Source organism: Nocardia sp. NPDC052566 (assembly GCF_044547285.1).
Taxonomy (GTDB): Bacteria; Actinomycetota; Actinomycetes; order Mycobacteriales; family Mycobacteriaceae; genus Nocardia.
Map to the genome: position 1 here is coordinate 304758 of NZ_JBIUAF010000010.1, position 25747 is coordinate 330504.

Sequence of the window (25747 nt, forward strand, 5' to 3'; positions counted from 1 at the left end):
CAACAGAACTAGATCGAAGACGGTCCTCCTGCCGAACCCCTCCTGGCAGGAGGGCCGTCGTCGATTTCAGTCCTTGTCGATTTCAGTCCTTGACGAACGAGTCGAGGAGCTTGCGGAACAGATCCGCGAAACGCTTACGGGCGGCCTGCTGTTCGGCGCTGAGGCCCTCGGTGGCATCGGGCGCGTACATCACCACGTGCACGTCCTGATCCGGCTGCTGCGGGAGCAGATCGATGATCTGGCTGCCCTGGTCGGTAGCGCCAGGCGTGCCGAGATCAACCGCCGCAAGCGATTTCGTCTCCGCCACCGAGGCCGCGAGCACGTCGGTGGGGATGTGCCCGCCGATCCGCTGCGGCGGGGTATTCGGGTCGCGCGTCGGCGCGGTGGCATCGGGCACCTTCACGGCGCGGCCGTCCGCGAACACCTCCAGCTGTGCCCGTAGATCGGTGCGGCTCTGCCAGCCGTTGGGCATGGTGGTGAGGGTGAGCAGCGCCGTGGCGGGTGGTGGCGGTGGGGGAGCGGCCGGCGGTTGCGCCGCCGCGGTGCCCCACGGGCCCGCGAGGACCGTTCCGAGAACAAGCAAGGTCGCGGTTGTACTGCGCATCAATTCCCCGTATTCCTCAGTGCTACAAGCTATCCGTCGTCGATCATCGCAGCGCGCCCGCACGATTCGTGGCTGGGCGCGCTGTGGTGTCGATCATCGGTGACGTCAGCGCAACGCGGGTGGGTTGTCCAAGTTCGGCGCCGAATACGTATCGCACGCACCGACCTGCCCCGTCCGGTACCCCACCAGGAACCACTTCTGCCGCTGATCCGACGAACCGTGCGTCCACGCGTCCGGGTTCACCCTGCCCTGCGACTTCTTCTGGATCCGGTCGTCGCCGACCGCCGAGGCCGCCGACAGCGCGTCCTTGATGTCGTTGTCCGACAACGGCTTCAAGAACGGCTGACCGCCACCCGGCGCGGGCAGCTTGTCCGCGTAGTGCGCCCACAGCCCGGCGTAGCAGTCGGCCTGCAGTTCGGTGCGTACCGCGCCCGACTCCGGGCCGCGCGGATCCCGTTGCGCCCGGCCGATATCGCCGAGCTGGTTCTGGATGTGATGGCCGATCTCGTGCGCGACCACATACTCCTGCGCGAGCGGGCCGCCGCTGGAACCGAAGCGGTCGACCAGCTCCTGGAAGAAGGACGTATCGAAGTAGGCGGTCCGGTCGGCCGGGCAGTAGAACGGGCCGACCGCGCTCGACGCCTGACCGCACGCGGTCGACACCGCGCCGGAGAACAGCACCACCTTCGGCTTCACGTAGCGCTTACCGGTCTGCTGCGGCAGTTCCGTCGACCACACCGCGTCGAGGCTCTGCGCCGTCAGCACCACCCGGCAGTCCACGTACTTGTTCGCATCCGCGCCCGTCTTGCAATGCGACGGCGTGCCCGCCGTACCCGGCTGGCTCTGCTGGGTGCTCTGCGCGCCGGTGAACTGCCCGAGAATCGACCCCGGATCCCCGCCGAGCAGCAGCGTCAACACCAATAGGACAAGCCCGCCCGCGCCACCACCCAGTGCGATCTTGCCGCCCATCCCCGGACCGCCGCCGGAGGAAACCCGATCGGGATCGATCTGCATGCCCTCGTTGAAGGTCATTCTGTACTTTCTGTGATTGATGGCAGCGCCTTCGGCGCATGCGCTTCGGCCACTCGGACGCGAGACGGGCCGCGAACGTCGCTCGTAAGACTCGCTCCGTGCGGGGCCGGGTCCGGTGGGCATGGTCGGTGCCTAGCCGCGGGGCTCGGCGAATAGAGCTCGAAGGGTCGCTGTGGATGAGTACGTGGTGGTTATGACCGGTTTCAGTGCCCGGAAACAACGGTGTGGTGACCGGGCGTAATACAGCTTGGCATGTGCGGGCGGATATCGGTTTCCTCTCGGTGTACGTGTCTAACTACGATGGCTACGCACCGTGGTCATCTCCGCAGGTGCCGGAGTCGTCGAAAGGAATCCCGTGCTGCGCACCCACTTGGCTGGTTCGCTGCGAAGCGAGCATGCCGGTCAGACCGTCACCCTCACCGGCTGGGTGGCCCGACGTCGTGACCACGGTGGCGTGATCTTCATCGATCTGCGCGATGCTTCGGGTGTCTCACAGGCGGTTTTCCGTGAGGGAGAACCGGCAGAGCAGGCACACAAGCTGCGCAACGAATTCTGCGTGAAGATCACCGGTGTGGTGGAGAACCGCCCGGCGGGCAGCGAGAACCCGAACTTGCCGACCGGCGCCATCGAGGTCAACGTGACCGAACTCGAGGTGCTCAACGAATCCGCGCCGCTGCCGTTCCAGCTCGACGACGAGCCCGGCGAAGAGGTCCGGCTCAAGTACCGCTACCTGGATCTGCGCCGCGAGGGTCCCGCGCACGCGATCCGGCTGCGGTCCAAGGCCAACGCCGCGGTGCGCGACGTACTCGGTAAGCACGCCTTCGTCGAGGTCGAGACCCCGACCATGACCAGGGCAACCCCGGAGGGCGCACGCGACTTCCTGGTGCCTGCCCGCCTGCAGCCCGGCTCGTTCTACGCGCTGCCGCAGTCGCCGCAGCTGTTCAAGCAGCTGCTGATGGTCGGCGGCATCGAGCGCTACTACCAGATCGCGCGCTGCTACCGCGACGAGGACTTCCGCGCCGACCGCCAGCCCGAGTTCACCCAGCTCGACCTCGAGATGAGCTTCGTGACCCAGGAGGATGTGATCCTCCTGACCGAGGACATCCTGGTCGGCCTGTGGAAGCTGATCGGCCACGACATCACCACGCCGATCCCGCACATGACCTACACCGAGGCCATGCGCCGCTTCGGCTCCGACAAGCCGGACCTGCGGTTCGGGGTCGAGATCACCGAAATGGCCGAGTACTTCAAGGACACTCCGTTCCGGGTGTTCCAGTCGGCGTACGTCGGCGCGGTCGTCATGCCCGGTGGTGCGTCGCAGCCGCGGCGTCAGCTCGACGCGTGGCAGGAGTGGGCAAAGCAGCGCGGTTCGAAGGGCCTGGCCTACGTCCTGGTCCAGGAGGACGGCACGCTCGGCGGTCCCGTCGCCAAGAACCTGACCGACGCCGAACGCGACGGCCTGGCCAAGTTCGTCGGCGCGGAACCGGGCGACTGCATCTTCTTCGCGGCAGGTGACGAGAAGTCCGGCCGGGCGATTCTGGGTGCGGCCCGCGGCGAGATCGCCCGCAAGTGCGGCCTCATCGACGAGAGCGAATGGGCTTTCGTGTGGATCGTGGACGCCCCCATGTTCGAGCCAGCCGCCGACGCCACCGCGAGCGGCGATGTGGCCCTTGGCCATTCGGCCTGGACCGCGGTGCACCACGCCTTCACCTCGCCCAAGCCGGATTCGATGGACACCTTCGACACCGACCCGGGTTCCGCGCTGGCCTACGCCTACGACATCGTCTGCAACGGCAACGAGATCGGCGGCGGCAGCATCCGCATCCATCGCCGTGACGTGCAGGAGCGGGTGTTCAAGGTGATGGGCATCAACCACGACGAGGCGCAGGAGAAGTTCGGCTTCCTGCTCGACGCGTTCTCCTTCGGCGCACCGCCGATGGGCGGGCTCGCGCTCGGCATGGACCGCATCGTCGCACTGCTGGCCGGTGTCGACTCCATCCGCGAGGTCATCGCGTTCCCGAAGTCGGGCGGCGGCGTCGACCCGCTGACCGACGCGCCCGCGCCGATCACCCCGCAGCAGCGCAAGGAAGCCGGCCTGGATTTCAAGCCGGAGAAGAAGAAGGGCGACGAGCCCAAGGGTGGGGCGGCCGAGTAGCCGGCAGCGCCTGAATCGAAGCGGCCCGCATCCGATCGTTCGGGTGCGGGCCGCTTTCGATCTGCCTGCCGTGAGGTGGGTCAGCGCGGCGCGAGCTCACCGTGCGCGAAGAACCGCACCGGCGACCCTGTTCACCGGACCTGTGAGCTCGCGGCGGTAGTTCGCGCGCGGTCGGGGTCGGGTGCCGGGTGCGGGGGTTGGTACTTTCTGGTCAGTTTTGCCGATGTCGATCAATCGACGCCGACCACAAGGGGATCCAGTGCTGCATCTGCGCATGATCAGCCCGACCGAGACGACCGAGAAGGTGCTTGCGGTGCTGTCGGGCGATCCCGGCGTCACGCATGTCACGCTGGTGCGCGGCGCGGCGCTCGAACCGGCCGGTGATCTCGTTCAGGCGGATGTGGCGCGGGAGGCGGCCAACGATGTGCTCGCCGATATCACCGCGCTCGGCGTCACGCATACCGGCGGGATCACGCTCAACCCGGTGGAGACCGTGCTGTCGGATGCGGGGGAGCGCGCCGTCGAGGAGGCGCCCGGCGATCCGACCGATGCGGTGGTGTGGGAGGAACTGCTCGCGCAGACCCACGAGGAGTCGACGCTCAACCTGACCTTTCTCGCCTTCCTCACCATCGCGTGCCTGCTCGCCGCGGTCGGCGTCGCCACCGATTCCCCGGTGACCATCGTCGGCGCGATGGTGGTCGGCCCGGAGTTCGGTCCGCTGGCCGCGTTCGCGGTCGGCTTGGTGCGCAGGGACTTTCGGCTCGCGCGTCGCTCGGCCATCGCGCTGGCCGTCGGGTTTCCGGTCGCGATGCTCATCACCCTCGCGGCGACGCTGGCGTGGGAGCAGTTCGGCTGGATCACCATCGAGGGTATCGAGAGCATCCGCAACGTCGACTTCATCTATGAGGTCGGGCCGTTCTCCCTGGTGGTCGCGCTGCTCGCCGGAGCGGCGGGCATGCTCTCGGTGGTCACCTCGAAGTCGGCGGCGCTGATCGGCGTATTCATCTCCGTCACAACGGTTCCCGCGGCGGGGTTCGCGGTCGTCGCGGCGACGCTCGGCGAATGGCACGTCGCCTTCATGTCCGCGGGTCAGCTCGCCGTGAACCTCGCCGGCATCGTCGTCGCGGGCGTCCTCGTCCTCGAACTGCGCCCCGGCGCGGGCAGCGACCTCGGCCCCATCGCCCGCTTCCAGCGCTGGCTCGCCACACGCTCACCGGTCGGCAAGTAGCCCACGCACTTCATGCACTCGCCGCGCACCCAACTCGACGCCGCGCACATTCTCGTCCCCGAAACGTGCGCGGCGTGACAACCGGTGTGCGCGGGGCCACCGCATTCTGCCGCGCGGGTATCGGACTGCCGCGCACGGAAACGACTGCCACGCACCGAACGTCACGCCGCGCATGTATTTGGCGACGAGAACCGGTGCGGCGTGAAGTTCGTTGTGCGGCATGACGATACGTGCGCGGATCAGATGGGCGCGACCACGCCGCCGGTGAGGGTGCGGTAGGCGTAGGTGACGGCGATGACCGAGACCGGGCCCGCGACGAGCAGGCCGACGAGGCACAGCAGGGTGCCGACGACGGTGATCACGATGACGGCGGCGGTGAGCAGCAGCAGCGGCCAGATGTTCGCGATCACCAGGCTCGCACTGGATTTGAGCGCCATGAACGGGCCCTCGTCCTGATCGACGACGAAGTGCAGCGCGAACATCAGCAGCATGCCGACGATGAGCGCGCCGACGAGACAGAGCGCGGAGCCGAGCGAGGTGAGGATGAACGCCAGCAGTGCGGTCAGCAACACGTTGCCCGCGTTGACGAATCGGAAGAACGAGCCGAAAGCTGGTTTGTTGCCATCGGTTTCGTACAGCGCGCCGCGCACCATCACCCCCTGGAGCAGCCAGGTGGCCACCAGCACGGCGAGGAAGATCAACAGCAGTGCGAACAGTGAGTCGTTCGGATTCACGATCTGCACGACGAGTAGATAGACGAGATAGATGACGAATCCGAGTGCGGTCACCGCGACCCACGGGCCGGGGTTGGCGCGGAACTTCTCGAAGCCGTAACTCAGCGCGTTGCCCACGTCGAGACCGGTCGATGCCATCGGTTGGCCATACGTTTGCTGCCCGCCGTAGGGCGGTGCCGCCGGACTGCCCGGCGGTGGCATCGCGCCTGGTGGCGGCGCCATTTCCCCTGGTGGGGGCGCCATCGCGCCTGGTGGCGGCTGTGTCGTTCCGCCTGGTGGGTATGCGCCGGGCGGTGGCGGCATGGTGCCCTGCGGTGGCGTGGCGCCGGGCGGCGGCATCGCACCGTGTGGCGGCACGGCACCGGAATAGGGCGCGCCGCCGGGCGCCGGACTGTGCGACTGCTGCTGCGACGCGCCGGGCGCGTTGGCGATCGGCGGCGCCGGTTCGACCGGCAAGTTGCCGTACTGCGGCGCGCCCGGCCCCTCGAACTGCGGATACCCGGCCGCACCTGCCATCTCGTGGCGCCCGTGCCCGGGGCCGGCATCCGGTGCGTGCGGGTCGTGGCTCTGGTGTTGCCCCGGCTGCGCCGCACCGCGTTCCCCACCCCCGTGCCCGGGTGCGTCGCCGGCCGGTTCGTCCGGTGTGGGAGTCGGTTTGTCGGCCATCGGGTAGACCTTTCGACGCAGCTGGTTTGCGGTGTGGCGCACAGCAGTTCACGATGAGAAAAGCGTACGGGCAGGATGGTGTCAAGCAAACCAGCGCCCGTTCCGCAACCTTCATCGAGACACGCCGAGCGACGCGGAAAGGTTGTGCAACCGCTCGCTAGAAGTGACCGGATACGAGTACCTTGAGAGGCGATGACCGCACTATTGGCCGAACGCGCCACCGAAGTCGTGTCCGCAGCGCAACAGTTGCTCACAAAGCGAATGGGTGCTCCGGTAAAGCTGAGCGATCCGATCGAACTCAGCGGCAGTGGTAGGACGACAGTCCTACGCGTGCGTGTTGCCGAGAACGCCTTCTCGTTGCCACGGACCCTCATCATCAAACAGGTTCGCGGATCCGCGGCGGACCGACGCACCGGTGGGCTAGCGCCCGGCGTCGCCAGCATCGATTCCGCATTCCTGCGCGAAGCGGTGTCGTATCAGTTCACGACCGCGCTGAGCCGCGAACAGCGACCCGGCGCGTACGTCATCGCGCACAGCCTGCCCGACCGTCTGCTGATCCTCAGCGACCTCGGCGAGAACACCAAGATGACCGCCGTGCTGCAATCCGGCGCCGAACCGGCCACCCGCAACGCGCTGATGGCCTTCGCGCAGGCGCTCGGCCGGATGCACGCCGCCACCGTCGGCCGCGAGGCGGATTTCGTCGCGCTGCTGCGCCGGGTCGATGTGGTGCACCGGGTCGACGGGATCGCGCAGCAGGCCGAGTCGGCCATCGCCGAGGTGCCCGGACTGCTCGAGCGCGAGCTCGGTATCGATGTGCCCGGTGAGATCGCCGAGCGCATCGTGCGCGGTAACCGGCTGTTCTCCGCGGGCCGGTCGCGCGCGTTCAGCCCGTCTGACCTGTGCCCGGACAATGTCATCCTCAACGAGGAGGGCGCGCGGTTCCTCGACTACGAGTGGGGCGGTTTCCGCGACGCCACCCTCGATATCGCCTATGCGCTGGTGTCGTTCCCCGGCTGCCTGTGCGATTTCGAGCTGTCCCGCGAACGCGCGCGGCAGATGGTGGAGGCGTGGCGCTCCGAGGTGGTCGGGGTGTGGCCCGCCCTGGCCGATGACGACGTGCTCGCCGAGCGGATCCTGGAGGCCCGCCTCATCTGGGTGTGGCTGTCGACCTTCTGGTTCCTGCCCGCCGATCACGCGCGCATCGCGTCCGCCCGCGAACACGGGCTGTCGGTGCCGCGGTCGGAGGCGCTCATCAATCGCTGGGCCGCCCTGGCCGAGGATGCGCGCTGCACCGGCGACGACGCGATCGGCGATTTCGCCGAGCGGGTGTCGGCGATGCTGGAAGAGCGCTGGTCCGAATAGCTTTCACGGATCGCGAGCGGAAGTGCTTGTCCCGCATTGCCGGCGCGTTGAGGGATCGGCGCTGGCGAGCGAGCATCACTGGAACAGGTGCCCGATGCCGATGCCGATCAGGAAGCCGATCAGCATCAGCAGAAATCCGGCGAACGCGGCGAGCAGGCCGGCACCGATGCGACGCAACGCGGTCTGGTTCATGCCGATGCCTGCCGCGAGTGCCGCGCCGCCGAGCCCGAGCGGGGCGAGGATCAGCCACCCCGCTTCGCGCGGCGCCAAGCCGACGTACGGCAGCGAGATGCAGACCATGCCGAGCACGACGGCGGCGAAGCTCTCCGGGCCGAACCAGGCGCCCGGCGATCTGTTCACGGCGGGGCCGCTCATCCGAGTACCGCCCAGACGTAGACCAGAAGTGCTGCGGCCGTAGCGATTCCGAGGGCCGCGCCGCGCCGCCACGGAATCGGCTTGCGCGCGAGCAGCGCGGCGGCCGCCACCAGCACGAGGAAGGCGATGCCGAGCAATAGCAGCGGCGCCGGATCGGCGTCGTCGTCGGAATTGGTTATCGCGGAACCGAACAGCGCGAACACCAGCACCGAGACGGCCGCCGCGATCGGCACCGCCAGCGTCGCGGCCCGCCAGAACGGCGGACCGTACTTCGGCCGCGCCGCGGCGTCTTCGCCGGAAATCATTTGCGCACCACGACGATCGACGGCGGTTTGTCGACGCCGCCCAGCTCGGTCGGTTTGTTCTTCATCCAGTCGGGGTCGTTGAAATCGGCCCGGAACGGGTCGTACATGGCGGTTCCTCCTCCGACTTCGTGGCTGAACGGGAGATTGAACAGCGGGCCCCACTGGCTACCGGAATCCGCCGCGTCGATCAGAACGGGTCGAGCCTTACCTGCCGAGTTGTCCTGGTAGACCTCGACCGACGGATAGTCGCCGATCTCACCGCCCGCGACGACCCGCGGCGTGCCCGGGTTCCCGCTGGTCGGCGCCACGACCAGGGTGCCGTTGACGGTATGCCCGGTGACGTGGGCGCCCGGCGGCGCGAACGGGTTGACGGCATCGTATCTGACCAGCACCGATCCATTGGGCAACTGCTGCGCCTCGACCTTCGGCGTATCGACCTTCACGTCACCGTCCACCGTGACCGACGGGTTCTGCCGCGTGACGATCAGGCCGTTCTCGTAGTCGATATACGTGGTGACCCGGGTGTGTTCCGGATCGAAGTTCGGGTCTTCCTTGCGGTTGTCGCCGAGGTCGTAGGCGGGCACGTTGGTCACCTGCGCGGCCGGAATGTAGAAGCCCGCGCGGACAACCCCCTGTCCGGGAACGGGATTGATCCGCCCGACCACGATGCTGGGATCCTGCCCCTTGTATTTGGGGTCGTAGCTGTGCGGATTGAGGACCTCGGCGGTCTGCCAGTCGGCGGCGCTCTTCGGCGGGCGGCCGAATACCTGCTGGAAGGCGGCCGCCGAGGTGCGCAGCCGCTCGGGATCGGCGCGCGGATCGCGCGACCTGTCCTGCTGGATCTCGTTGTTCGCCGCGGTGAGCGCCGATTCCGGTGCCATCGTTGACAGTTCGTCGTTGGCCGTCGCGATCTGCCCGCCCCACTTCGCGTCGGCGTCGAGCAGGGCCGTCGCCAGCCCGGACAGTCGCGAAAGCTGAACGCCCGCTTCGGATTCCCAGTCGTCCACGCCGCTGACCGACCAGTCGTCGGCGACCGATACCGGCGCGACAACGTAATTGCGGAAGATGGATTTGATCTCGTCGAGCGGGTAGGCCATGTCACGGCCCGCGCCGGCGCAGGCGGTGCTCAGGTCGTCGTAGGCCGTCGCGATCGCGCGCATCTGCCGCTGCTCCCTGGTCGCCCGGTCGCTCGCGGCCTCCCTGGCCTGGCCCTCCCAGATCAGGTCGTCGTTGATGGTGGTGAACATGGTGTTGGACGCCTTGATGATCGCCTCGGCGATCTGGGTGGCGTGGTCGGCGACCGCCTGCAGTCCGGAGACGTCCCAGGCGAGCACGTCGTTCGGGGTGGCCACCGCTATCTACCCCCGTGCGGGTCGCCGGAGTTGATATCGCTCAGCGCGGCGAGCCGCTGGGCCGCGTCGGCATCGGTGCCCTGGAAGGTGTCCGCCGACAGTGCGAGCACCGCGGCGAACTCGTTGAACCGCGCCTTCAGCACGTCCTTGGCCCGCTTGCTCAGCGGATCGGTGGTGCCGAGTGCCGTGCCGACCGCCGACCCGCTCATCAGCTTGGCCGCCGGTGGCCCCGCGCCGAGATGCGGCGCCCGATCGATCTCGGTCGGCAGCAGGCTCAGCGTGCCCGCGGCCGAGCGCAGACTCTCCGGACTGACCCGCAACGGCATCTGGTTCCCCCTCGCGCACTACCGGCAGGCATACCGACCGGTTTGAACTCCCTCTGGCAATGGAAGGCAGCCTAACGGCTCGAATTGCTACGCATTCGCCGGGACCGCCGAAGAGGCCCGCTCGAGCACGCGAATCCGGCTTCTGATGTACCGCGCGCTCCGATTGTCACGCCGCGCATGCTTCAGCGCCGGAATGGATGCGTTGCGCTCGGGAGGGTGCGCGGCGGCCAGAACTGTGCGCGGCGCCAGCTATTCGTGCGGACCGAACGCGCCGACGTTCCGGTCGACGTGTGCGCGATCGGATGCCACGGTCGGCCGTTCACTGCATTCGAACCGGGCACAGGCGAGCCGGTGCGCGTTGAAGTGCTCGTGCCCCGTCGAGCGCAGTCGAATAGTCCTCGATTGCGGCGTGTCACTGGGCCATTCGACTGCGCTCGACGGGGGGTTGTCACGGGGGCGGTTGCCGCGTGCGGTTTGCGGGGGAATGTGTGCGCGGCGAATCAATCACCGCGCGGGAGGCTGGTCGGTGCGTGGGATGGCTCAGGCAAGTGGGGCGGTGCGGGGTTCTACTCGGCCGCCGGAGCGGACCGCGTAGGAGGCGGCGTGGCGGACACCGGAATTCGGGTCGGTGACGTCGGCGAGGTAGAACCAGTCCATCTGGGTCTGGTCGCGGACGACCTCCAGCACGCCGTAGCCGTGCGAATCGAGTTCGACATAGCGCAGGTGCTGGTTGATGCCCTTCAGCGATTCGGCCAGCGGCGCCGAGTTCGCCTTCACCATGTCGCCGACGCTGGTCGAGGTGACCGACGGGACGACGAACTCCGCGCCCGCGGTCCGGCCGCCCGGGTAGTTCGCGGCATCGAGCGGCAGGTCGGCGGCCCAGGACGAATGGATGTCGCCGGTCAGGAACACGATATCCGCCAGATTCTGTTCGGTGATGGCGGCGAACAACTTTCGCCGATCCGCGGTGTACCCGTCCCATTGATCGGCGTTGGCCGGGATACCGGATTGCGGCACGCCGATGGCGCTGGTGATGGCCGCGGTGGTGGCGGGCTCCAGCGGCGGGAACACCAGCGGGGCGATCATCACCGAGTTGCCGACGAGTTTCCAGCGCACCGGCGCCGACGCCAGACCGGCGGTGAGCCAATCCATTTGGGCCTTGCCGGTGATGGTGCGCGCCGGGCTGTCCACCTCGCGCCAGCCCGCGCCCGGCTTGACCTCCTGATCGCGATAGCTGCGCAGATCGAGCATCGACAGCTCCGCGAGATCGCCGAAGCGCAGCCTGCGGTAGATCTGCACGTCCGCGCCGGATCCACTGGTGCGCACCGGCATCCACTCCAGATACGCCCGCGCCGAGGCCGCGCGGCGGGCCGGCCAGTCGCCCTCGGTGGCCGGATCGTGGTTGTTGGCGCCGCCGGACCAGGTGTTGTCGGCGAATTCGTGGTCGTCCCAGGTGCAGATGAACGGCTGGCGCGCGTGCAGCGCGAGCAGGTCGGGGTCGGTCTTGTACTGCGCGTGGCGAATTCGGTAGTCGGTGAGCGTCACGATCTCGTTGGCGGGTTCGTGCGGGCGCACCGTGCCGTTGCGGCCGCCGTACTTGCCGCGGCCGTATTCGTAGATGTAGTCGCCGAGGTGGATGATCGCGTCCAGGTCGGCGCGGTCGGCCAGGTGCCGGTACGCGCCGAAGTAGCCCGCCTCCCAGTTCGCGCAGGACACCACGCCGAAGCGCAGCCGCTCGGGCGAGTCCGAGGTCGCGGGCGCGGTGCGGGTGCGTCCGACCGGCGAGGTCTCGCCGCACGCGGTGAAGCGGTAGTAGTAGCCGCGCCCCGGTGCGAGCCCGGACACGTCGACCTTCACGGTGTGATCGGAATCCGCTGTGGCCGTTGCGGTCCCGGAAGCGGCCGGTGAGCCGAACCCTTCGTCGTGCGCCACCTCCCAGCGCACCGCGGCATCCGCACCGACACCGGAGCCCGGCGTGGCCGCCTCGGAAACGGTGACCCGTGTCCACAGGATGACACCACCCGGCAGCGGATCACCGGACGCGACCCCGTGCTGGAACACCGGCGCCGCCGCCCGCGCGGGCCCGGCCGTGAGCGCCACGGTCGCGGTCGCCGCCGCGGCCGCACCACCCTTGAACAGCGTGCGCCGCGCGAAGGACCCAAAATCTGAAACGCCCACGTTTTCAGCCACGACTATTGATCACAGTCGATCCGCGGACACCAAGCAAATCGACCCGCTCGCACCCGCGCGCCCCACCCGCGTGTCGGCAGCCCGCCACCCGCACGCGACATCGACACCTCGCCGAGCGCAGGCTGTCGGGTGGAGTTGGCGGGATACTGCGCGCCGCGATGTGTCGGACCCGGGCGGTACGGTCGAAAGTTATGAGTGATGGGCTGTTCGACGTGCCGGGGGGAGGGGGCGAGGTGGAATCGTCAGGTAGCGCCGTTGTCGATTTTCGCGGGGCGGGGGCCGCCGCGCCGTTGGCGGTGCGCATGCGGCCCGCTTCGTTGGACGAAGTGGTCGGGCAGCAGCATCTGCTCGGGCCCGGGTCGCCGCTGCGGCGGTTGATCGAGGGGTCGGGTGCGGCGTCGGTACTGCTCTACGGTCCGCCGGGGACCGGGAAGACCACGCTGGCTTCGCTGATCTCGCAGGCGACCGGGCGGCGGTTCGAGGCGCTGTCCGCGCTGTCGGCGGGGGTGAAGGACGTGCGCGCGGTCATCGATATCGCGCGGCGCAGGCTCACCGTCGGCGAGCAGACGGTGCTGTTCATCGACGAGGTGCACCGGTTCTCCAAGACCCAGCAGGATGCGCTGCTCGCGGCGGTGGAGAACCGGATCGTGCTGCTTGTCGGCGCGACGACGGAGAATCCCTCGTTCTCCGTGGTCTCCCCGCTGCTGTCGAGGTCGCTTGTGCTGCAACTGCATTCGCTGACCGAGACGGATATCCGGCAGGTGCTCACCCGGGCGATCGAGGATCCGCGCGGGCTCAGGGGCGAGTACACCGTCACCGAAGAGGCACTCGATCACATCGTCCGCATCGCGGGCGGCGACGCCCGGCGTTCGCTGACGGCGCTCGAGGCCTCGGCCGAATCCTCGCTCGACGGCAAGGTCGACGTGGCACTGGTCGAAGCCAGCGTCGACAAGGCCGCCGTGCGCTACGACCGCGCAGGCGATCAGCACTACGACGTGATCAGCGCGTTCATCAAATCCCTGCGCGGCTCCGATGTGGATGCCGCGCTGCACTACCTCGCCCGCATGCTCACCGCGGGTGAGGATCCGCGCTTCATTGCCCGCCGCTTGATGATTCAGGCCAGCGAGGACGTCGGCATGGCCGACCCCACCGCCCTGCAGACCGCGGTCGCCGCCGCCCAGGTGGTCCAGCTGGTCGGCCTGCCCGAGGCGCAGCTCGCCTTGGCCCAGGCCACCATCCATATCGCCACCGCCCCCAAATCGGGCGCGGTGACCTCGGGCCTCGGCGCCGCGATGGCCGACATCTCCGCGGGCAAAGCCGGTGCGGTCCCCGCCCACCTGCGCGACGGCCACTACGCGGGCGCCGCCAAACTGGGCAACGCCCAGGGCTACAAATACCCGCACGACAACCCGGACGGCGTCCTCGCTCAGCAATATCCCCCCGACGAGCTCGTCGGCGTCGACTACTACCGGCCCACCGACCACGGTGCCGAACGCCCCATCGCCGCCCGCATCGGCACCCTGCGCCGCATCGTCCGCGGGCTGCGCGCCGGGCGGGGGTAGCTATCGGGTGCTGATCCGGTCGCCCGATATGCGGGATCGACATGGGTTTCCTGGTGGCCACGCCGGGTCTTCCGGTGGACCTGCCGGAGGTGGCGGGCGCCACGCCGGTCGATGAAAAACCGCGTGGACGGCACCGGTAGGCTGGATATCTGTGCAGACCCACGAGATTCGACGGCGTTTCCTGGACCATTTCGTCCGTGCCGGCCACACCGAGGTGCCGAGTGCCTCGCTGATCCTGGCCGACCCGAACCTGCTGTTCGTCAACGCAGGCATGGTGCAGTTCGTTCCGTATTTCCTCGGTCAGCAGACCCCGCCGTACGCGACGGCGACCAGCGTGCAGAAGTGCGTGCGCACCCTCGACATCGAGAACGTCGGCATCACCACCCGCCACAACACCTTCTTCCAGATGGCGGGCAACTTCAGCTTCGGCGACTACTTCAAGCGTGAGGCCATCACGCTGGCCTGGTCGCTGCTCACCAACAGCGTCGAGGACGGCGGCTACGGCTTCGACCCCGAACGGCTGTGGGTCACCGTCTATCTCGACGACGACGAGGCCGAGCGGATGTGGCTGGAGATGGGCGTGCCGAGCGAGCGCATCCAGCGCCGCGGCATGGCCGACAACTACTGGTCGATGAGCATCCCCGGCCCGTGCGGCCCGTGCTCGGAGATCTACTTCGATCGCGGCCCCGAATTCGGCAAGGAGGGCGGCCCGGAAGCGGATGAGGACCGCTACCTCGAAATCTGGAACCTCGTGTTCATGCAGAACGAGCGCGGCGCCGGCATCGGCAAGGACAATTTCGAGATCCTCGGCCCGCTGCCGAAGCAGAACATCGACACCGGTATGGGCGTGGAGCGCGTCGCGTTCCTGCTGCAGGGCGTCGACAACGTCTACGAGACCGATCTGCTCCGCCCGATCATCGATAAAGCCGAGGAATTGACCGGCCGTTCCTACGGTGTGCAGCACGAAGACGATGTACGCTTCCGCGTCATCGCCGACCACGCGCGCACCGCCGCGATGCTCATCGCGGACGGTGTCAACCCGGGCAACGACGGCCGCGGCTATGTCCTGCGCCGTCTGTTGCGCCGTATCGTGCGCTCGGCCCGCCTGCTCGGTGCGGAGCAGCCGGTGATCGGCCAGTTCATGAAGGTGGTCAGCGAGCTCATGTCGCCGTCCTACCCGGAGCTCGGCACCGATTTCCGGCGCATCGAGACCGTCGCGGTGGGCGAGGAGACGGCGTTCCTGAAGACGCTGAACACCGGCTCCACCCTGTTCGACAACACCGCCGCCGCGGTGAAGGCCAAGGGCGGCAAGACCATCGGCGGCTCGGACGCGTTCACGCTGCACGACACCTACGGCTTCCCGATCGACCTGACGCTGGAGATGGCCGCCGAGGCCGGTCTGGCGGTCGACGAGGACGGCTTCCGTGCGCTGATGGCCGAGCAGCGCCAGCGCGCCAAGGAAGACGCCCAGGCCCGCAAGCACGCGCACGCCGACCTCACCATCTACAAGGAACTGGTCGATCGCGGCGCCACCGAATTCACCGGCTTCGACGAGCTGACCTCCGAGGCGCACGTGCTCGCGCTGATCGCCGACGGTGTCCGCATCCCGGCCGCGAGCGCGGGCCAGGACGTCGAGGTGATCCTGGATCGCAGCCCGATGTACGCCGAATCGGGCGGCCAGATCGCCGACCGCGGCAGCATCACCGCGTCGTCGGGGCTGAAGGTGCGCGTCAACGACGTGCAGAAGATCGCCAAGACGCTGTGGGTGCACAAGACCACCGTCGAGCACGGCCAGATCACCGAGGGCGATGTGGTGCTGGCGCAGGCCGATCCGGCCTGGCGTCGCGGCGCCACCCAGGGCCACTCCGGCACGCATATGGTGCACGCCGCGCTGCGTCAGGTGCTCGGCCCGAACGCGGTGCAGGCCGGTTCGCTGAACAAGCCCGGCTACCTGCGCTTCGACTTCAACTGGCAGGGGCAGCTCTCCGAGCAGCAGAAGGCCGATATCGAGGCCGTGTCCAACGACGCGGTCGGTGCCGACTTCCCGGTGAACACCTTCATCACCGACTACCCGAAGGCCAAGGCCATGGGTGCGATGGCGCTGTTCGGGGAGAACTACGGCGACGAGGTCCGCGTGGTCGAGATCGGCGGCCCGTTCTCGATGGAGCTCTGCGGTGGTACGCACGTGCAGCATTCCTCGCAGATCGGCCCGATCACCGTGCTCGGTGAATCGTCGGTCGGTTCCGGTGTGCGCCGCGTCGAGGCGTTCGTCGGCCTGGACTCGTACAAGTACCTGGCCAAGGAGCGTGCGCTGCTGGCCGGTGTCGCGTCGTCGCTGAAAGTGCCCTCGGAGGAGGTGCCCGCGCGCGTCGAGCAGTTGGTGGAGCGGCTCAAGGTTGCTGAAAAAGAACTGGAGCGCACCAAGATCGCTGCGGTGTTGTCCTCGGCGGGCAAGTTCGTCGAGGAAGCCGAGCGGATCGGCGGCGTGCTGCTGGTCGCCGCCGCCGCGCCGGAGGGCGTAGCCGCCGGTGACCTGCGCACCCTGGCCACCGATATCCGCGGCCGCTTCGGCAGCGAGCCCGCCGTGGTGGTGCTGCTCGGCAACGCCGACGGCAAGGTGCCTTTCGTGGTGACCGTCAACAAGGGCGCCCAGGATCTGGGCTTCAGGGCGGGCGACCTGGTCGGCGCCTTCGGCCCGAGCATCGCCGGACGCGGCGGCGGCAAGCCGGAGATGGCGCAGGGTGCGGGCTCCGATCCGTCCGGCATCGCGGCGGGCCTCGCCGCGGTGCGCGCCCGGGTGGCCGAACTGGCGAAATGATGGCATCGCCAAGCGGTGCCGACCGCCCCGACCCCGCCACCGACCCCGGCCGGGGCAGGCGGATCGGCGTCGATGTGGGCAGCGTCCGGATCGGCGTCGCCTCCAGCGACCCGGATGGCATCCTCGCCACGCCCGTCGAGACGGTGCCGCGCGCGAAAGCCAACGCGCGCAACGTCGCGGCGCGAGCTCAGGGCCCGGAGGCGGCAGCGAAGCGTGACCACGCAGGGCACAGGGAGCGCCGCCAATCGGACACAGCGCCCGATATCGCCAGAATTGCCGAAATTGTGCGGGAATACGAGGCCGTCGAGGTGATCGTCGGGCTACCGAGGACATTGCGCGGGGAGAAGGGCACCGCCGCCGGGCTTGCCGTCGCATTCGCGGAGCGGTTGCGGGATGCGATCGCCCCGGTGACCGTCCGACTTTCCGACGAACGTTTGACTACGGTGTCTGCAGCACGTGCATTGCGGGACAGTGGAGTTCGCGCGCGTGGCCAGCGGCAGGTGATCGACCAGGCGGCCGCCGTGTCGATCCTGCAAGGATGGTTGGACGAACGGAGTGCGGTGTTGAAGTCGGTCGAAGACGCGATGCGTTCGACATCATCGGGTGATGATGCATGACGGATCGATGGGCGCGGGCCGAGGAACGCTACCGACAGCGCGAGGCTGATCGGCGTTACCGGCGCGACGACCGCGCCTGGAACCGCGACGCCAGAGACGCACGCGCCAAGAGCCGCGTCGTCGGGCGCGAGCAGGACGACTGGGACGACTACGAGGACGACACCACCGTCATCCCGCGCTACTCCGACGACGAACCGTACGAGGAGCCCTACGAGGACCCGCACGAGGAGCCGAGGGCGCCCGCGCGGCGGGTCGGCCGCCGGTCGGCGCCGCAGCGCGCCGAGGGCCGAACGAGTGGGCGCGGCAAGCGTTCTCGCGTCGCATCGCGGAAGGCGGCCGAGCGCAAGCGCCGCCGCCGCAACCTGTGGATCATCGGCGGCGTCTTCGTGCTGCTGTTCGTCGCCGCCGCCGGATTCGCCGGTCTGAAGCTGGCGAAGCGATTCGAGAAGGCCGAGGATTTCGCCGGACCGGCCGGGCCGCTCGTCGTGGTCCAGGTGCAGCCCGGCGATACCGCGACCCAGATCGCCGACAGCATGCACGCCAAGGGCGTCGTCGCGAGCAGTGCCGCGTTCTACGAAGCGGCCGTGCGCAATTCGAATATGAACTCGCTGCAGCCCGGCTACTACGCCATCCCGAGCCACAGCCCCGCCGCGCAGGCGGTGACCGCGCTGGTCGGCAAGGAATCGCGGGTCGGCAACCTGGTCGTCTCCGAGGGGCGTCAGCTGCACGACCAGCAGGACGTGAACACCGGCTCGCGCAAGGACGGCATCTACCGCAAGATTTCCGAGGCCAGCTGCATCGGCACCGCGAACGACCGCAAATGCGTGTCCTACGAACAGCTCGAGGCCGCCGGGGCCGGTCCGGATCTCGTCGCGCTCGGCGTGCCCGCCTGGGCGGTGGATTCGGTGCGCAACGTCCCCGATCGCAGCAGGCAGCTCGAGGGCCTGATCGCCGCGGGCACTTTGGATTTCGATCCGAGCGGCACGCCCGAGCAGATCCTCAAGCAGCTGCTGACCCAGAGCTCGCGCAGTTACGAGTCGACCGGGCTGCTGAGCTCCGGCGCCGAAACCAAGCTGAGCCCGTACCAGACGCTGATCGCCGCCTCGCTCGTGGAACGTGAAGCGCTGCCGCAGGATATGTCCAAGGTGGCGCGGGTCATCGTGAACCGGTTGCGGGTCAATCAGCCGCTCCAGTTCGACTCGACGGTCAACTACACCCTGGACCGCACCGAGGTCGCCACCACCGATGCCGACCGCGCCAAGCGCAACCCGTGGAACACCTACGCGATGCCGGGCCTGCCCGCCACCCCGATCTCCGCCCCCTCGCTGAAAGCGTTGCAGGCCATGGAGAATCCGGAACAGGGCACCTGGCTCTACTTCGTCACGATCGACAAACAGGGCACCACCCTCTTCACCGAGAGCTACACCGAACACCTCCGCAATATCGAAAAAGCAAGGCAGAGCGGAATTCTCGACAGCGGACGGTGAACGCGATCGAGTCCTCGTGATGCTCGGCATGCCGGGGAGCGGGCGTGTCGAGAGGTCGGTGCGCAGGCCCGAGCAGCGGTCGGATCTGCCTCGGCGGTGCGGGATCTCGGCCGAACGCTGAGCGCGGAACGCCCGGTGCGTCGGCATCGATATGGTGCGGTTGGGCTGGAGTCCGGATACTGGTCGGCGGCCGGTGTCGATGTGGCGCAGGCCGGGTACGGCGCGATGCGTGTCCGAAGGCCGTGGTGTGCGTGCGACGCTGAGCAGTGGCCGGTCTGCACAGCCGGGCGGAAACCTCGGTAGTGGATGCCGGGCAGGCCGGCGGCCGTGCTGATGCGGGGCGACTTCCGGGGGCGCGTGCGCGGGGGCTCGCACAGTGACTGGTCTGCTCGGGAGGTAGGAACATCGAGAGGTCGGTGACTTCGCGGCGGTGGGTGCGTCATAGTGGTGGCCGCCGCGTGGCGATGCGGTGGGGTTGTGCTGGAATCTGGATGGCGAGCAGCGCGGTGGCGGTGTTCTGTGCGAGAGGGAGTGATGTGGTGAGCGGCGATGGTTGCGCGGTGCGGAAGGCGGCTGTGCTCGGGAAACCGATCGCGCACTCGCGGTCGCCGCAGCTGCATTTGGCTGCTTATCGTGCGCTGGGGTTGGACTGGACCTATGAGCGCATCGAGTGTGACGCGGCGCAGTTGCCGGGGCTGGTCGATGGGCTCGGGCCGGAATGGGTCGGGCTTTCGGTGACCATGCCGGGTAAGGAGGCCGCGCTCGCTTACGGTGCGGAGCGGACCGAGCGGGCTGTGCTGGTCGGCTCCGCCAACACGCTCGTGCGGATCGATGGTGGTTGGCGGGCGGACTGCACCGATGTGGACGGGGTGCTCGGGGCGCTGCGTGGCGGGGGCGTGGCCGAGCTGTCCGAGGCGGTGGTGCTCGGTGCGGGTGGCACTGCGCGGCCCGCGCTGCTCGCGCTCTCGGAGCTCGGGGCCAAGTCCGTCACCGTCGTCGCGCGCGATGCCGGAAGGGCAAGTAGCGCACTGGATTTGGCGGAGCGACTGGATATGAGCGCATCCGTGATCGCCTTCGACCCGTTCGCGATCACCGAGGCGTGTGCCACCGCGGGCGCCGTGGTGAGCACCATCCCCGCCGACGCCGCTGCCCCCTTCGCCGCCGCTGTCGCCACCGCGCCGGTCGTGCTCGACGCCATCTACAACCCGTGGCCCACTCCGCTGGCCGAGGCGGTCGCCCGCGCCGGCCACACCGTCGTCAGCGGCCTGCAGATGCTCCTCAACCAGGCATACGGCCAGGTCGAACAGTTCACCGGCCGCCCGGCCCCGCGCGCCGAAATGGCCTCCGCCCTGGACCTTTCCGCCTGAACCGCGGCTTACCCTGGCTGCACGCTCGCCCGCGACGCGCCGGAGCGACGCGCTGGTGCTCGGCCGAGGTCAAGATCATCAGGAACTGAGGTGAGTCGCCTCTCGCGATTTACTTACCTGAGTTCCTGATGATCATGGTGGCGCACGCATATCGCGGGGATTTCTGATACTGGTTCTAGTTTTGTTGTGTGGGGGTGGGGGCTATGGTGTCTGTCATGAATGCTTGGCAGTTGCGGGCCGTGATGCTCGGCGCGCTGGTCGTATTCCTGCGCACCGTGCTGGGGTTCGCGATGGTGTACTGGCCGACCCACGGCGCCTGGATGCGGATCCTGTGCCTGATCGTGCTGCTCGCGGCGATCGGCTACTGGGGTCTGCTGGACGGCCGTAAGGATCGCGCCGCGCACCCCGACCCGGAGCACGGCTCGGACCTGACCATTCGATGGCTCGCGACCGCGGTCGCCGGCGGCCTCGGCAGCGGCCTGGTCAGCTGGCTGCTCGACTTCGTGCCCCGCTTCGACCTGGGCGACAACGGCCTGCTCTTCGAAGTCACCGCCGGCGCCTCGTTCATCGTCCTGCTGATCTTCATCCCCGCCCTCGTCGGCGTAGCCCTCGGCCGCTACCTGGCAGGCCGCAACGCAGGCAACCACCCCGCGGAAACCCCGGCCCAGACCCCCGCCGTCCCCGTAGCCTGACCCCGCAGCCCGCAGCCCGCAGCCCGCAGCCCGCAGCCCGCAGCCCGCAGCCCGCAGCCCGCAGCCCGCAGCCCGCAGCCCGCAGCCCGCAGCCCGCACGGCGCACCCCATCAACATGAGGTGCGCCGCTTCGCATCTCGGCCCCGGCCCCGCTCGCCGCGCATTCGCCGCACCCGATCGGGGCTGATCACCCAGCGCGGTCCTGGTTCGTCGAGCGCAGTCAAATGGCTGTACGACACGCCGAGTAGGGCAGCCAGCTGACTGCGCTCGGCGTAGCTGCTCTTGCCTGGTGTGGTTCCTGCTCGTCGAGCGCGGTGACGCCTGGCCGAGTGGCGAGCTGCATTCATTGAGTGCGGGCTATTGCTGGTCGAGCGCGGTCGAATGGCCGGATGACACGCGAGGTGAGGCGGCCATTCGGCTGCGGTCGATGGCTACAGGAGGATGGCGCCGCTGCTCGAGGGGTGTTCGCGGGCGATGGCGGAGTAGGCGGCGGCCAGGAGGGAGGGGTCGGGGCCTTCGAGGCGGCCGGGTTTGGCCAGGCCGTCGAGGACGACGAAGCGCAGGACGCCTGAACGGGTCTTCTTGTCCGTTTGCATCGAGTCGAGGAGTTGGGGGAGTGCGTCGGCGTCATAGGTGGTGGGCAGGCCGACGCTTTCGAGGATGGTGCGGTGGCGGTCGGCGGTCGCGTCGTCGAGACGGCCCGCGAGACGGCCGAGTTCCGCGGCGAACACCAGGCCGACCGAGACGGCGGCGCCGTGGCGCCAGCGGTAGCGCTCGCGGCGCTCGATGGCGTGGCCCAAAGTGTGGCCGTAGTTGAGGATTTCGCGCAGGCTGGCCTCTTTGAGGTCGGCGGCGACCACATCGGCCTTCACCTGGATGGCGCGGCGGATCAGCTCGGGCAGCACGTCACCGGTCGGGTCGAGCGCGGCCTCGGGATCGCGCTCCACCAGATCGAGGATCACCGGGTCGGCGATGAAACCGGCCTTGAGGATCTCGGCCATGCCCGCGACGATCTCGTTGCGCGGCACGGTCTCCAGCGTCGCCAGATCGACGAGCACCGCGGTCGGTTCGTGGAAGCAGCCGACCAGGTTCTTGCCCGCTTCGGTGTTGATACCGGTCTTGCCGCCGACGGCCGCGTCGACCATGGCGAGCAGGGTGGTCGGCACATGCACGATGCGCACGCCGCGCATCCAGGTGGCGGCGACGAAGCCGGCCAGGTCGGTGGCCGCGCCGCCGCCGAGGCTCACCACGACGTCGTTGCGGGTCAGGCCGATTCGGCCCAGCACCTCCCAGCAGAATCCGGCGACCGCGAGATCCTTACCGGATTCGGCGTCCGGGATCTCCACCCGGTGCGCGTCGATTCCGGTGTCCGCCAGCGCTTTCCGTACCGCTTCCGCGGTCTCGGCGAGCGGCGGCTGATGGAAGATCGCGACCGTGCGCACCCCGCCGCTGCCGTTCACCGATTCGACGAGCTCGCCGAGCAGGCCACGCCCGATGATCACCGGATACGGTTCGGCCGTCCTGACCTCAATGCGAGTCGGCTCTATCGTCACGTGCTCTGCTCCGATTCTGTCGATGCCATCTCTTTGCGTGCTCGCGCCCGAGCCCGCCGTGCCCGAGCGCGCCGCGCCCGCCCACTGGAACTACTGCCGTCACCGGCTTCACCCGGCGCCGGATCATCCCCGGCCTGCCGAGACTCGTCGCTCCCCAGCTTCGCGCTGGATCCGGTGGCATCCTGATTTGCTCCGGCGCCTGCCTCGGCTGCCGAGTCACCAACTCCGCCCCGTGTGCGATCCGGCCGGCCGCCCGCGGTCGTAGCGTCACGACGTGTCCGGCTGCCCGCACTGGATTCGGTGGCACCCCGGTTTGTTTCGCCGGTGCTGCGCCTACCTGCGGCGGTGGCGCCGACTTCGCCCTGCGCGCGGTCCGGGCCGGATTCGTCGCCCCCACCGGATCCACGGGTGCCGCCGCGGACACCTACGGTGCCGGAAGCGTCGGCCCGGTGCGTGCCGACGGTTTTCGTCGCATCGGTGGCACGGCTGCCTACCGGTGCGTCGCTGGAACTCGCGGTGCGGCTGGGGGTGCTGCTGGACGTCGTCGCGTCGGCCGTTGGTCGAGTGGGCGCGCCCGATGTCAGGATGTCGCTGCCTGCGGTCGTCGCTGCGAAGTTCGCGGCGTGGGTGGTGGATTCGGGATCCGCGGGAGTGCCTGGCGCCCCGGAGGGGCGGCGGGCGCGGCGTGGGCGCCGGGTCGCGGGGGTGCTGGGTTCCGCGGCGCTGGTTGAGGTTTCGGGGGGTGTGGGGTCGGTTGACGGAGGAAGGAGGCGGCGGGTTCGCCTGGTTCGGGTGGGCTGCGGCGCGGTGTCGGCGATGTCGGCGCCCGGTAGGTCGGGGGTGGTCGCGTCGGCGCGGCGGGCGGCGGCGCGGGCCCTGGCGCGGCGGCGGGCGCGGGATCGGCTGCTGCCCTGGGGGATCGCGTTGGGCGCCTCGGTGGAAGGGGCGGTAACGGCGGGCTCCGCGGGTTCGAGGCCGAGTTTGGCCATGATCATGCGGACCACGCGGCCGGGGCTGCGGCCGTCGGTGCGCACGCGGACCGAGGCCACCTCGCGGTAGAGCGGGCGGCGCTTGCGCATCAGCTCGCGATATTTGGCGGCCGGGTCGGCGCCGTTGAGCAGCGGTCTGGTGTTGCTCGCGCCGGTGCGCCGAAGTCCTTCGGCCACACTGATTTCCAGGTACACCACGGTGCGGTTGCGCAGCAGCGCCCTGGTGTCCTTGGACAGCACGGCGCCGCCGCCGAGCGAGACGACGCCGCGTTCGGCGAGCACGGCGCGGCGCACCACCCGCTCCTCGATCTTGCGGAACTCGGGTTCGCCGTCCTCGGCGAAGATCTCGGGAATGGTGCGCCCGGTATCGCGCTCGATCCCGGCATCGGTGTCGTACAGCTCGACACCGAGTTCCCTGGCGAGCTTGCGGCCGATCGTGGATTTCCCGGCACCGGGCGGTCCGACCAGCACCACGCGCGGTGCGCGCGGGTCGGTCTGCACGATCATTGCGGCGCCGGGACGTGCGGGCGGCTGTTGACCCGCTTGACGTAGCTGGTGATGTTGTCGACGGTCTCGGCGATCGAATCGCCGCCGAACTTCTCCAGCGCGGCCTGCGCGACGACCAGCGCGACCATCGCCTCGGCCACCACACCCGCGGCGGGCACGGCGCACACATCGGAGCGCTGGTGGATGGCGACGGCCTCTTCGCCGGTGGTCATGTCGACGGTGGACAGCGCGCGCGGCACCGTAGAGATCGGCTTCATCGCGGCGCGCACCCGCAGCGCCTCGCCGTTGGTCATGCCGCCCTCGAGGCCGCCCGCGCGGTTGGTGGAGCGGAGCACGCCGTCGGGGCCGGGCTTCATCTCGTCGTGCGCCTGGCTGCCGCGGCGGCGCGCGGTCTCGAAGCCGTCGCCGACCTCGACACCCTTGATCGCCTGAATTCCCATGAGCGCGGCGGCAAGTCGCGAATCGAGACGGTCCGCGCCGCTGACGAACGAGCCGAGCCCGACGGGCAGGCCCTCCACGATCACCTCGACGACGCCGCCGAGGGTGTCACCGTCCTTCTTGGCGGCTTCGATCTCGGCGATCATCGCGGCCTCGGCATCCTTGTCGAACGCGCGCACCGGGCTCTCATCGATCGCGGCCAGATCGGCGGCGGTGGGCGCGATACCGGTGGTGTTCGCGGCGGCGCCGATGGACACCACGTGCGAGATCACCTCGACGCCGAACGCCTGGCGCAGGAACGCGCGCGCCACGGTGCCCGCGGCGACCCTGGCCGCGGTTTCGCGTGCGCTGGCGCGCTCGAGCACGTTGCGCGCGTCGTCGAAGTTGTACTTGAGCATGCCGGAGTAGTCGGCGTGGCCGGGGCGTGGCCGGGTGAGCGGCGCGTTGCGGGCGAGTTCGGCGAGTTCGGCCGCATCCACCGGGTCGGGCGCCATGACGGTGGTCCACTTGGGCCACTCGGAGTTGGCGACCTCGATGGCGACCGGGCCGCCCATGGTGCGCCCGTGCCGGACGCCGCCGACCATGGTCACCTTGTCGGCCTCGAACTTCATCCTGGCGCCGCGGCCGTACCCGAGCCTGCGGCGCGCCAGCTGCGCGGAAATCTCGTCGGACGTCACCTCGACACCGGCCACCATCCCCTCGAGGATGGCGACAAGAGCGGGACCATGGGATTCTCCGGCAGTTATCCAGCGCAACACGTCGTCCATCTTCCCATGTCGGCAGGGCTGCTCCGGCACGCGGCCCGCCGTGACAACGGGCACGCCGCCACCCCGGCAACCCCGACCACCCGCCGCCATGATCACCACCCGTGCCCCGCCGCCCGATCCGGCGGATCGCGACCATGGTCGATAGCGGCAAATTCGCTGATTCACGTGAAACGGACAGCTGCCATCCGGCGTGTCCATTTGACTATCCCGCGCGTCTTGGTCGCCGTCCTGCTCAACCGGTGCATCCGAGCACGGCTACCCGAGATTTGCTCAGCCCTGCTCCGTTGATCGTCAGCTGGCCCTCGCTACCCGCCCCGCTGACACCCCCGCTCCGGGATCCAGGCCGCTCGGCACCGTCGTCCGTCGAGCGGGCATTGGCACGGCGAACATCGAACGCGCCGACGTTCCGGTCGACGTGTGCGCGATCGGATGCCACGGTCGGCTGTTCGCTGCATTCGAACCGGGCACAGGCGAGCCCGTGCGCGTTGAAGTGCTCGTGCCCCGTCGAGCGCAGTCGAATGGCCCTCGATTGCGGCGTGTCACGAGGCCCTTAGTCACGCCGCGAACGGGGGGTGTCACGGGGGCGGTTGCCGCGTGCGGGTTGCGGGGGTAATTGTGGGC

Annotated in this window: 19 protein-coding genes and 1 pseudogene; 9 read left to right on the forward strand and 11 right to left on the reverse strand. The window is 69.0% G+C overall.

Features of this window, described 5'->3' with window-relative positions:
- Nucleotides 1-82: 82 nt before the first annotated feature.
- The gene (locus ACIG5A_RS43555) at nucleotides 83-604 is read right to left on the reverse strand and encodes a hypothetical protein (protein WP_397251506.1); all 522 of its coding nucleotides are present in this window, start codon (nucleotides 602-604) and stop codon (nucleotides 83-85) included.
- 105 nt (nucleotides 605-709) lie between these two features.
- Entirely contained in the window at nucleotides 710-1636 is a 927-nt protein-coding gene (locus ACIG5A_RS43560; protein ID WP_397251508.1) for a neutral zinc metallopeptidase, read from the reverse strand.
- A 355-nt stretch (nucleotides 1637-1991) separates the two neighbouring features.
- On the opposite strand from ACIG5A_RS43560, the gene aspS reads away from it, so the two are divergent.
- Together aspS and ACIG5A_RS43570 are read left to right on the forward strand one after the other, a co-directional pair.
- A complete protein-coding gene (gene aspS / locus ACIG5A_RS43565; RefSeq protein WP_397251579.1) occupies nucleotides 1992-3791 on the forward strand; it encodes an aspartate--tRNA ligase in 1800 nt (599 codons plus the stop codon).
- A gap of 259 nt (nucleotides 3792-4050) precedes the next feature.
- Entirely contained in the window at nucleotides 4051-5019 is a 969-nt protein-coding gene (locus tag ACIG5A_RS43570; protein ID WP_397251510.1) for a DUF389 domain-containing protein, read from the forward strand.
- Between the two features lie 239 nt (nucleotides 5020-5258).
- Here ACIG5A_RS43570 and ACIG5A_RS43575 read toward each other — a convergent pair whose 3' ends face one another.
- On the reverse strand, nucleotides 5259-6419 hold the full coding sequence (locus tag ACIG5A_RS43575; protein ID WP_397251512.1) for a hypothetical protein: 1161 nt from the start codon (nucleotides 6417-6419) through the stop codon (nucleotides 5259-5261).
- 192 nt (nucleotides 6420-6611) lie between these two features.
- Between ACIG5A_RS43575 and ACIG5A_RS43580 the strand changes: the two genes are divergently transcribed.
- The gene (locus ACIG5A_RS43580) at nucleotides 6612-7781 is read left to right on the forward strand and encodes a phosphotransferase family protein (protein ID WP_397251514.1); all 1170 of its coding nucleotides are present in this window, start codon (nucleotides 6612-6614) and stop codon (nucleotides 7779-7781) included.
- Between the two features lie 75 nt (nucleotides 7782-7856).
- Here the strand turns inward: ACIG5A_RS43580 and ACIG5A_RS43585 are convergent, their stop codons facing one another.
- The 5 genes from ACIG5A_RS43585 to ACIG5A_RS43605 form a co-directional block, all read right to left on the reverse strand.
- Nucleotides 7857-8141, reverse strand: a complete 285-nt coding sequence (locus ACIG5A_RS43585; RefSeq protein WP_397251516.1) for a hypothetical protein — start codon at nucleotides 8139-8141, stop codon at nucleotides 7857-7859.
- 11 nt (nucleotides 8142-8152) lie between these two features.
- Nucleotides 8153-8461, reverse strand: coding sequence for a hypothetical protein (locus tag ACIG5A_RS43590; protein ID WP_397251518.1), 309 nt, complete (start codon nucleotides 8459-8461; stop codon nucleotides 8153-8155).
- The gene (locus ACIG5A_RS43595; protein WP_397251520.1) at nucleotides 8458-9813 is read right to left on the reverse strand and encodes a hypothetical protein; all 1356 of its coding nucleotides are present in this window, start codon (nucleotides 9811-9813) and stop codon (nucleotides 8458-8460) included. The genes ACIG5A_RS43590 and ACIG5A_RS43595 overlap by 4 nt, the downstream gene beginning before the upstream one ends.
- A gap of 2 nt (nucleotides 9814-9815) precedes the next feature.
- A complete protein-coding gene (locus tag ACIG5A_RS43600) occupies nucleotides 9816-10139 on the reverse strand; it encodes a hypothetical protein (RefSeq protein ID WP_397251522.1) in 324 nt (107 codons plus the stop codon).
- A gap of 540 nt (nucleotides 10140-10679) precedes the next feature.
- Complete coding sequence (locus ACIG5A_RS43605) at nucleotides 10680-12329, reverse strand: alkaline phosphatase D family protein (protein WP_397251524.1); 1650 nt, start codon at nucleotides 12327-12329, stop codon at nucleotides 10680-10682.
- A gap of 191 nt (nucleotides 12330-12520) precedes the next feature.
- Here ACIG5A_RS43605 and ACIG5A_RS43610 point away from each other — a divergent pair, with 191 nt between their 5' ends.
- The 6 genes from ACIG5A_RS43610 (at nucleotide 12521) to ACIG5A_RS43635 (ending at nucleotide 20872) form a co-directional block, all read left to right on the forward strand.
- On the forward strand, nucleotides 12521-13891 hold the full coding sequence (locus ACIG5A_RS43610; RefSeq protein WP_397251526.1) for a replication-associated recombination protein A: 1371 nt from the start codon (nucleotides 12521-12523) through the stop codon (nucleotides 13889-13891).
- A 151-nt stretch (nucleotides 13892-14042) separates the two neighbouring features.
- Entirely contained in the window at nucleotides 14043-16709 is a 2667-nt protein-coding gene (gene alaS / locus ACIG5A_RS43615; protein ID WP_397251528.1) for an alanine--tRNA ligase, read from the forward strand.
- Nucleotides 16706-17326, forward strand: coding sequence for a Holliday junction resolvase RuvX (ruvX, locus tag ACIG5A_RS43620; RefSeq protein ID WP_397251530.1), 621 nt, complete (start codon nucleotides 16706-16708; stop codon nucleotides 17324-17326). Before alaS ends, ruvX begins: the two co-directional genes overlap by 4 nt.
- Nucleotides 17323-18813 carry an endolytic transglycosylase MltG gene (gene mltG, locus ACIG5A_RS43625; protein WP_397251532.1) on the forward strand — a complete coding sequence of 497 codons (1491 nt, stop codon included), beginning with the start codon at nucleotides 17323-17325 and terminating at the stop codon, nucleotides 18811-18813. Before ruvX ends, mltG begins: the two co-directional genes overlap by 4 nt.
- A 539-nt stretch (nucleotides 18814-19352) precedes the next feature.
- On the forward strand, nucleotides 19353-20180 hold the full coding sequence (locus tag ACIG5A_RS43630) for a shikimate dehydrogenase (RefSeq protein WP_397251534.1): 828 nt from the start codon (nucleotides 19353-19355) through the stop codon (nucleotides 20178-20180).
- Between the two features lie 215 nt (nucleotides 20181-20395).
- Complete coding sequence (locus tag ACIG5A_RS43635; protein ID WP_397251536.1) at nucleotides 20396-20872, forward strand: B-4DMT family transporter; 477 nt, start codon at nucleotides 20396-20398, stop codon at nucleotides 20870-20872.
- Nucleotides 20873-21303: 431 nt separating this feature from the next.
- Here the strand turns inward: ACIG5A_RS43635 and aroB are convergent, their stop codons facing one another.
- The 3 genes and pseudogenes from aroB to aroC form a co-directional block, all read right to left on the reverse strand.
- Complete coding sequence (gene aroB, locus ACIG5A_RS43640; protein ID WP_397251538.1) at nucleotides 21304-22425, reverse strand: 3-dehydroquinate synthase; 1122 nt, start codon at nucleotides 22423-22425, stop codon at nucleotides 21304-21306.
- Between the two features lie 977 nt (nucleotides 22426-23402).
- Nucleotides 23403-23921: pseudogene (locus ACIG5A_RS43645) on the reverse strand (shikimate kinase); the annotation flags it as partial.
- The gene (aroC, locus tag ACIG5A_RS43650) at nucleotides 23918-25117 is read right to left on the reverse strand and encodes a chorismate synthase (protein WP_397251581.1); all 1200 of its coding nucleotides are present in this window, start codon (nucleotides 25115-25117) and stop codon (nucleotides 23918-23920) included. The gene aroC and the pseudogene ACIG5A_RS43645, both read right to left, overlap by 4 nt.
- Nucleotides 25118-25747 lie beyond the last annotated feature (630 nt).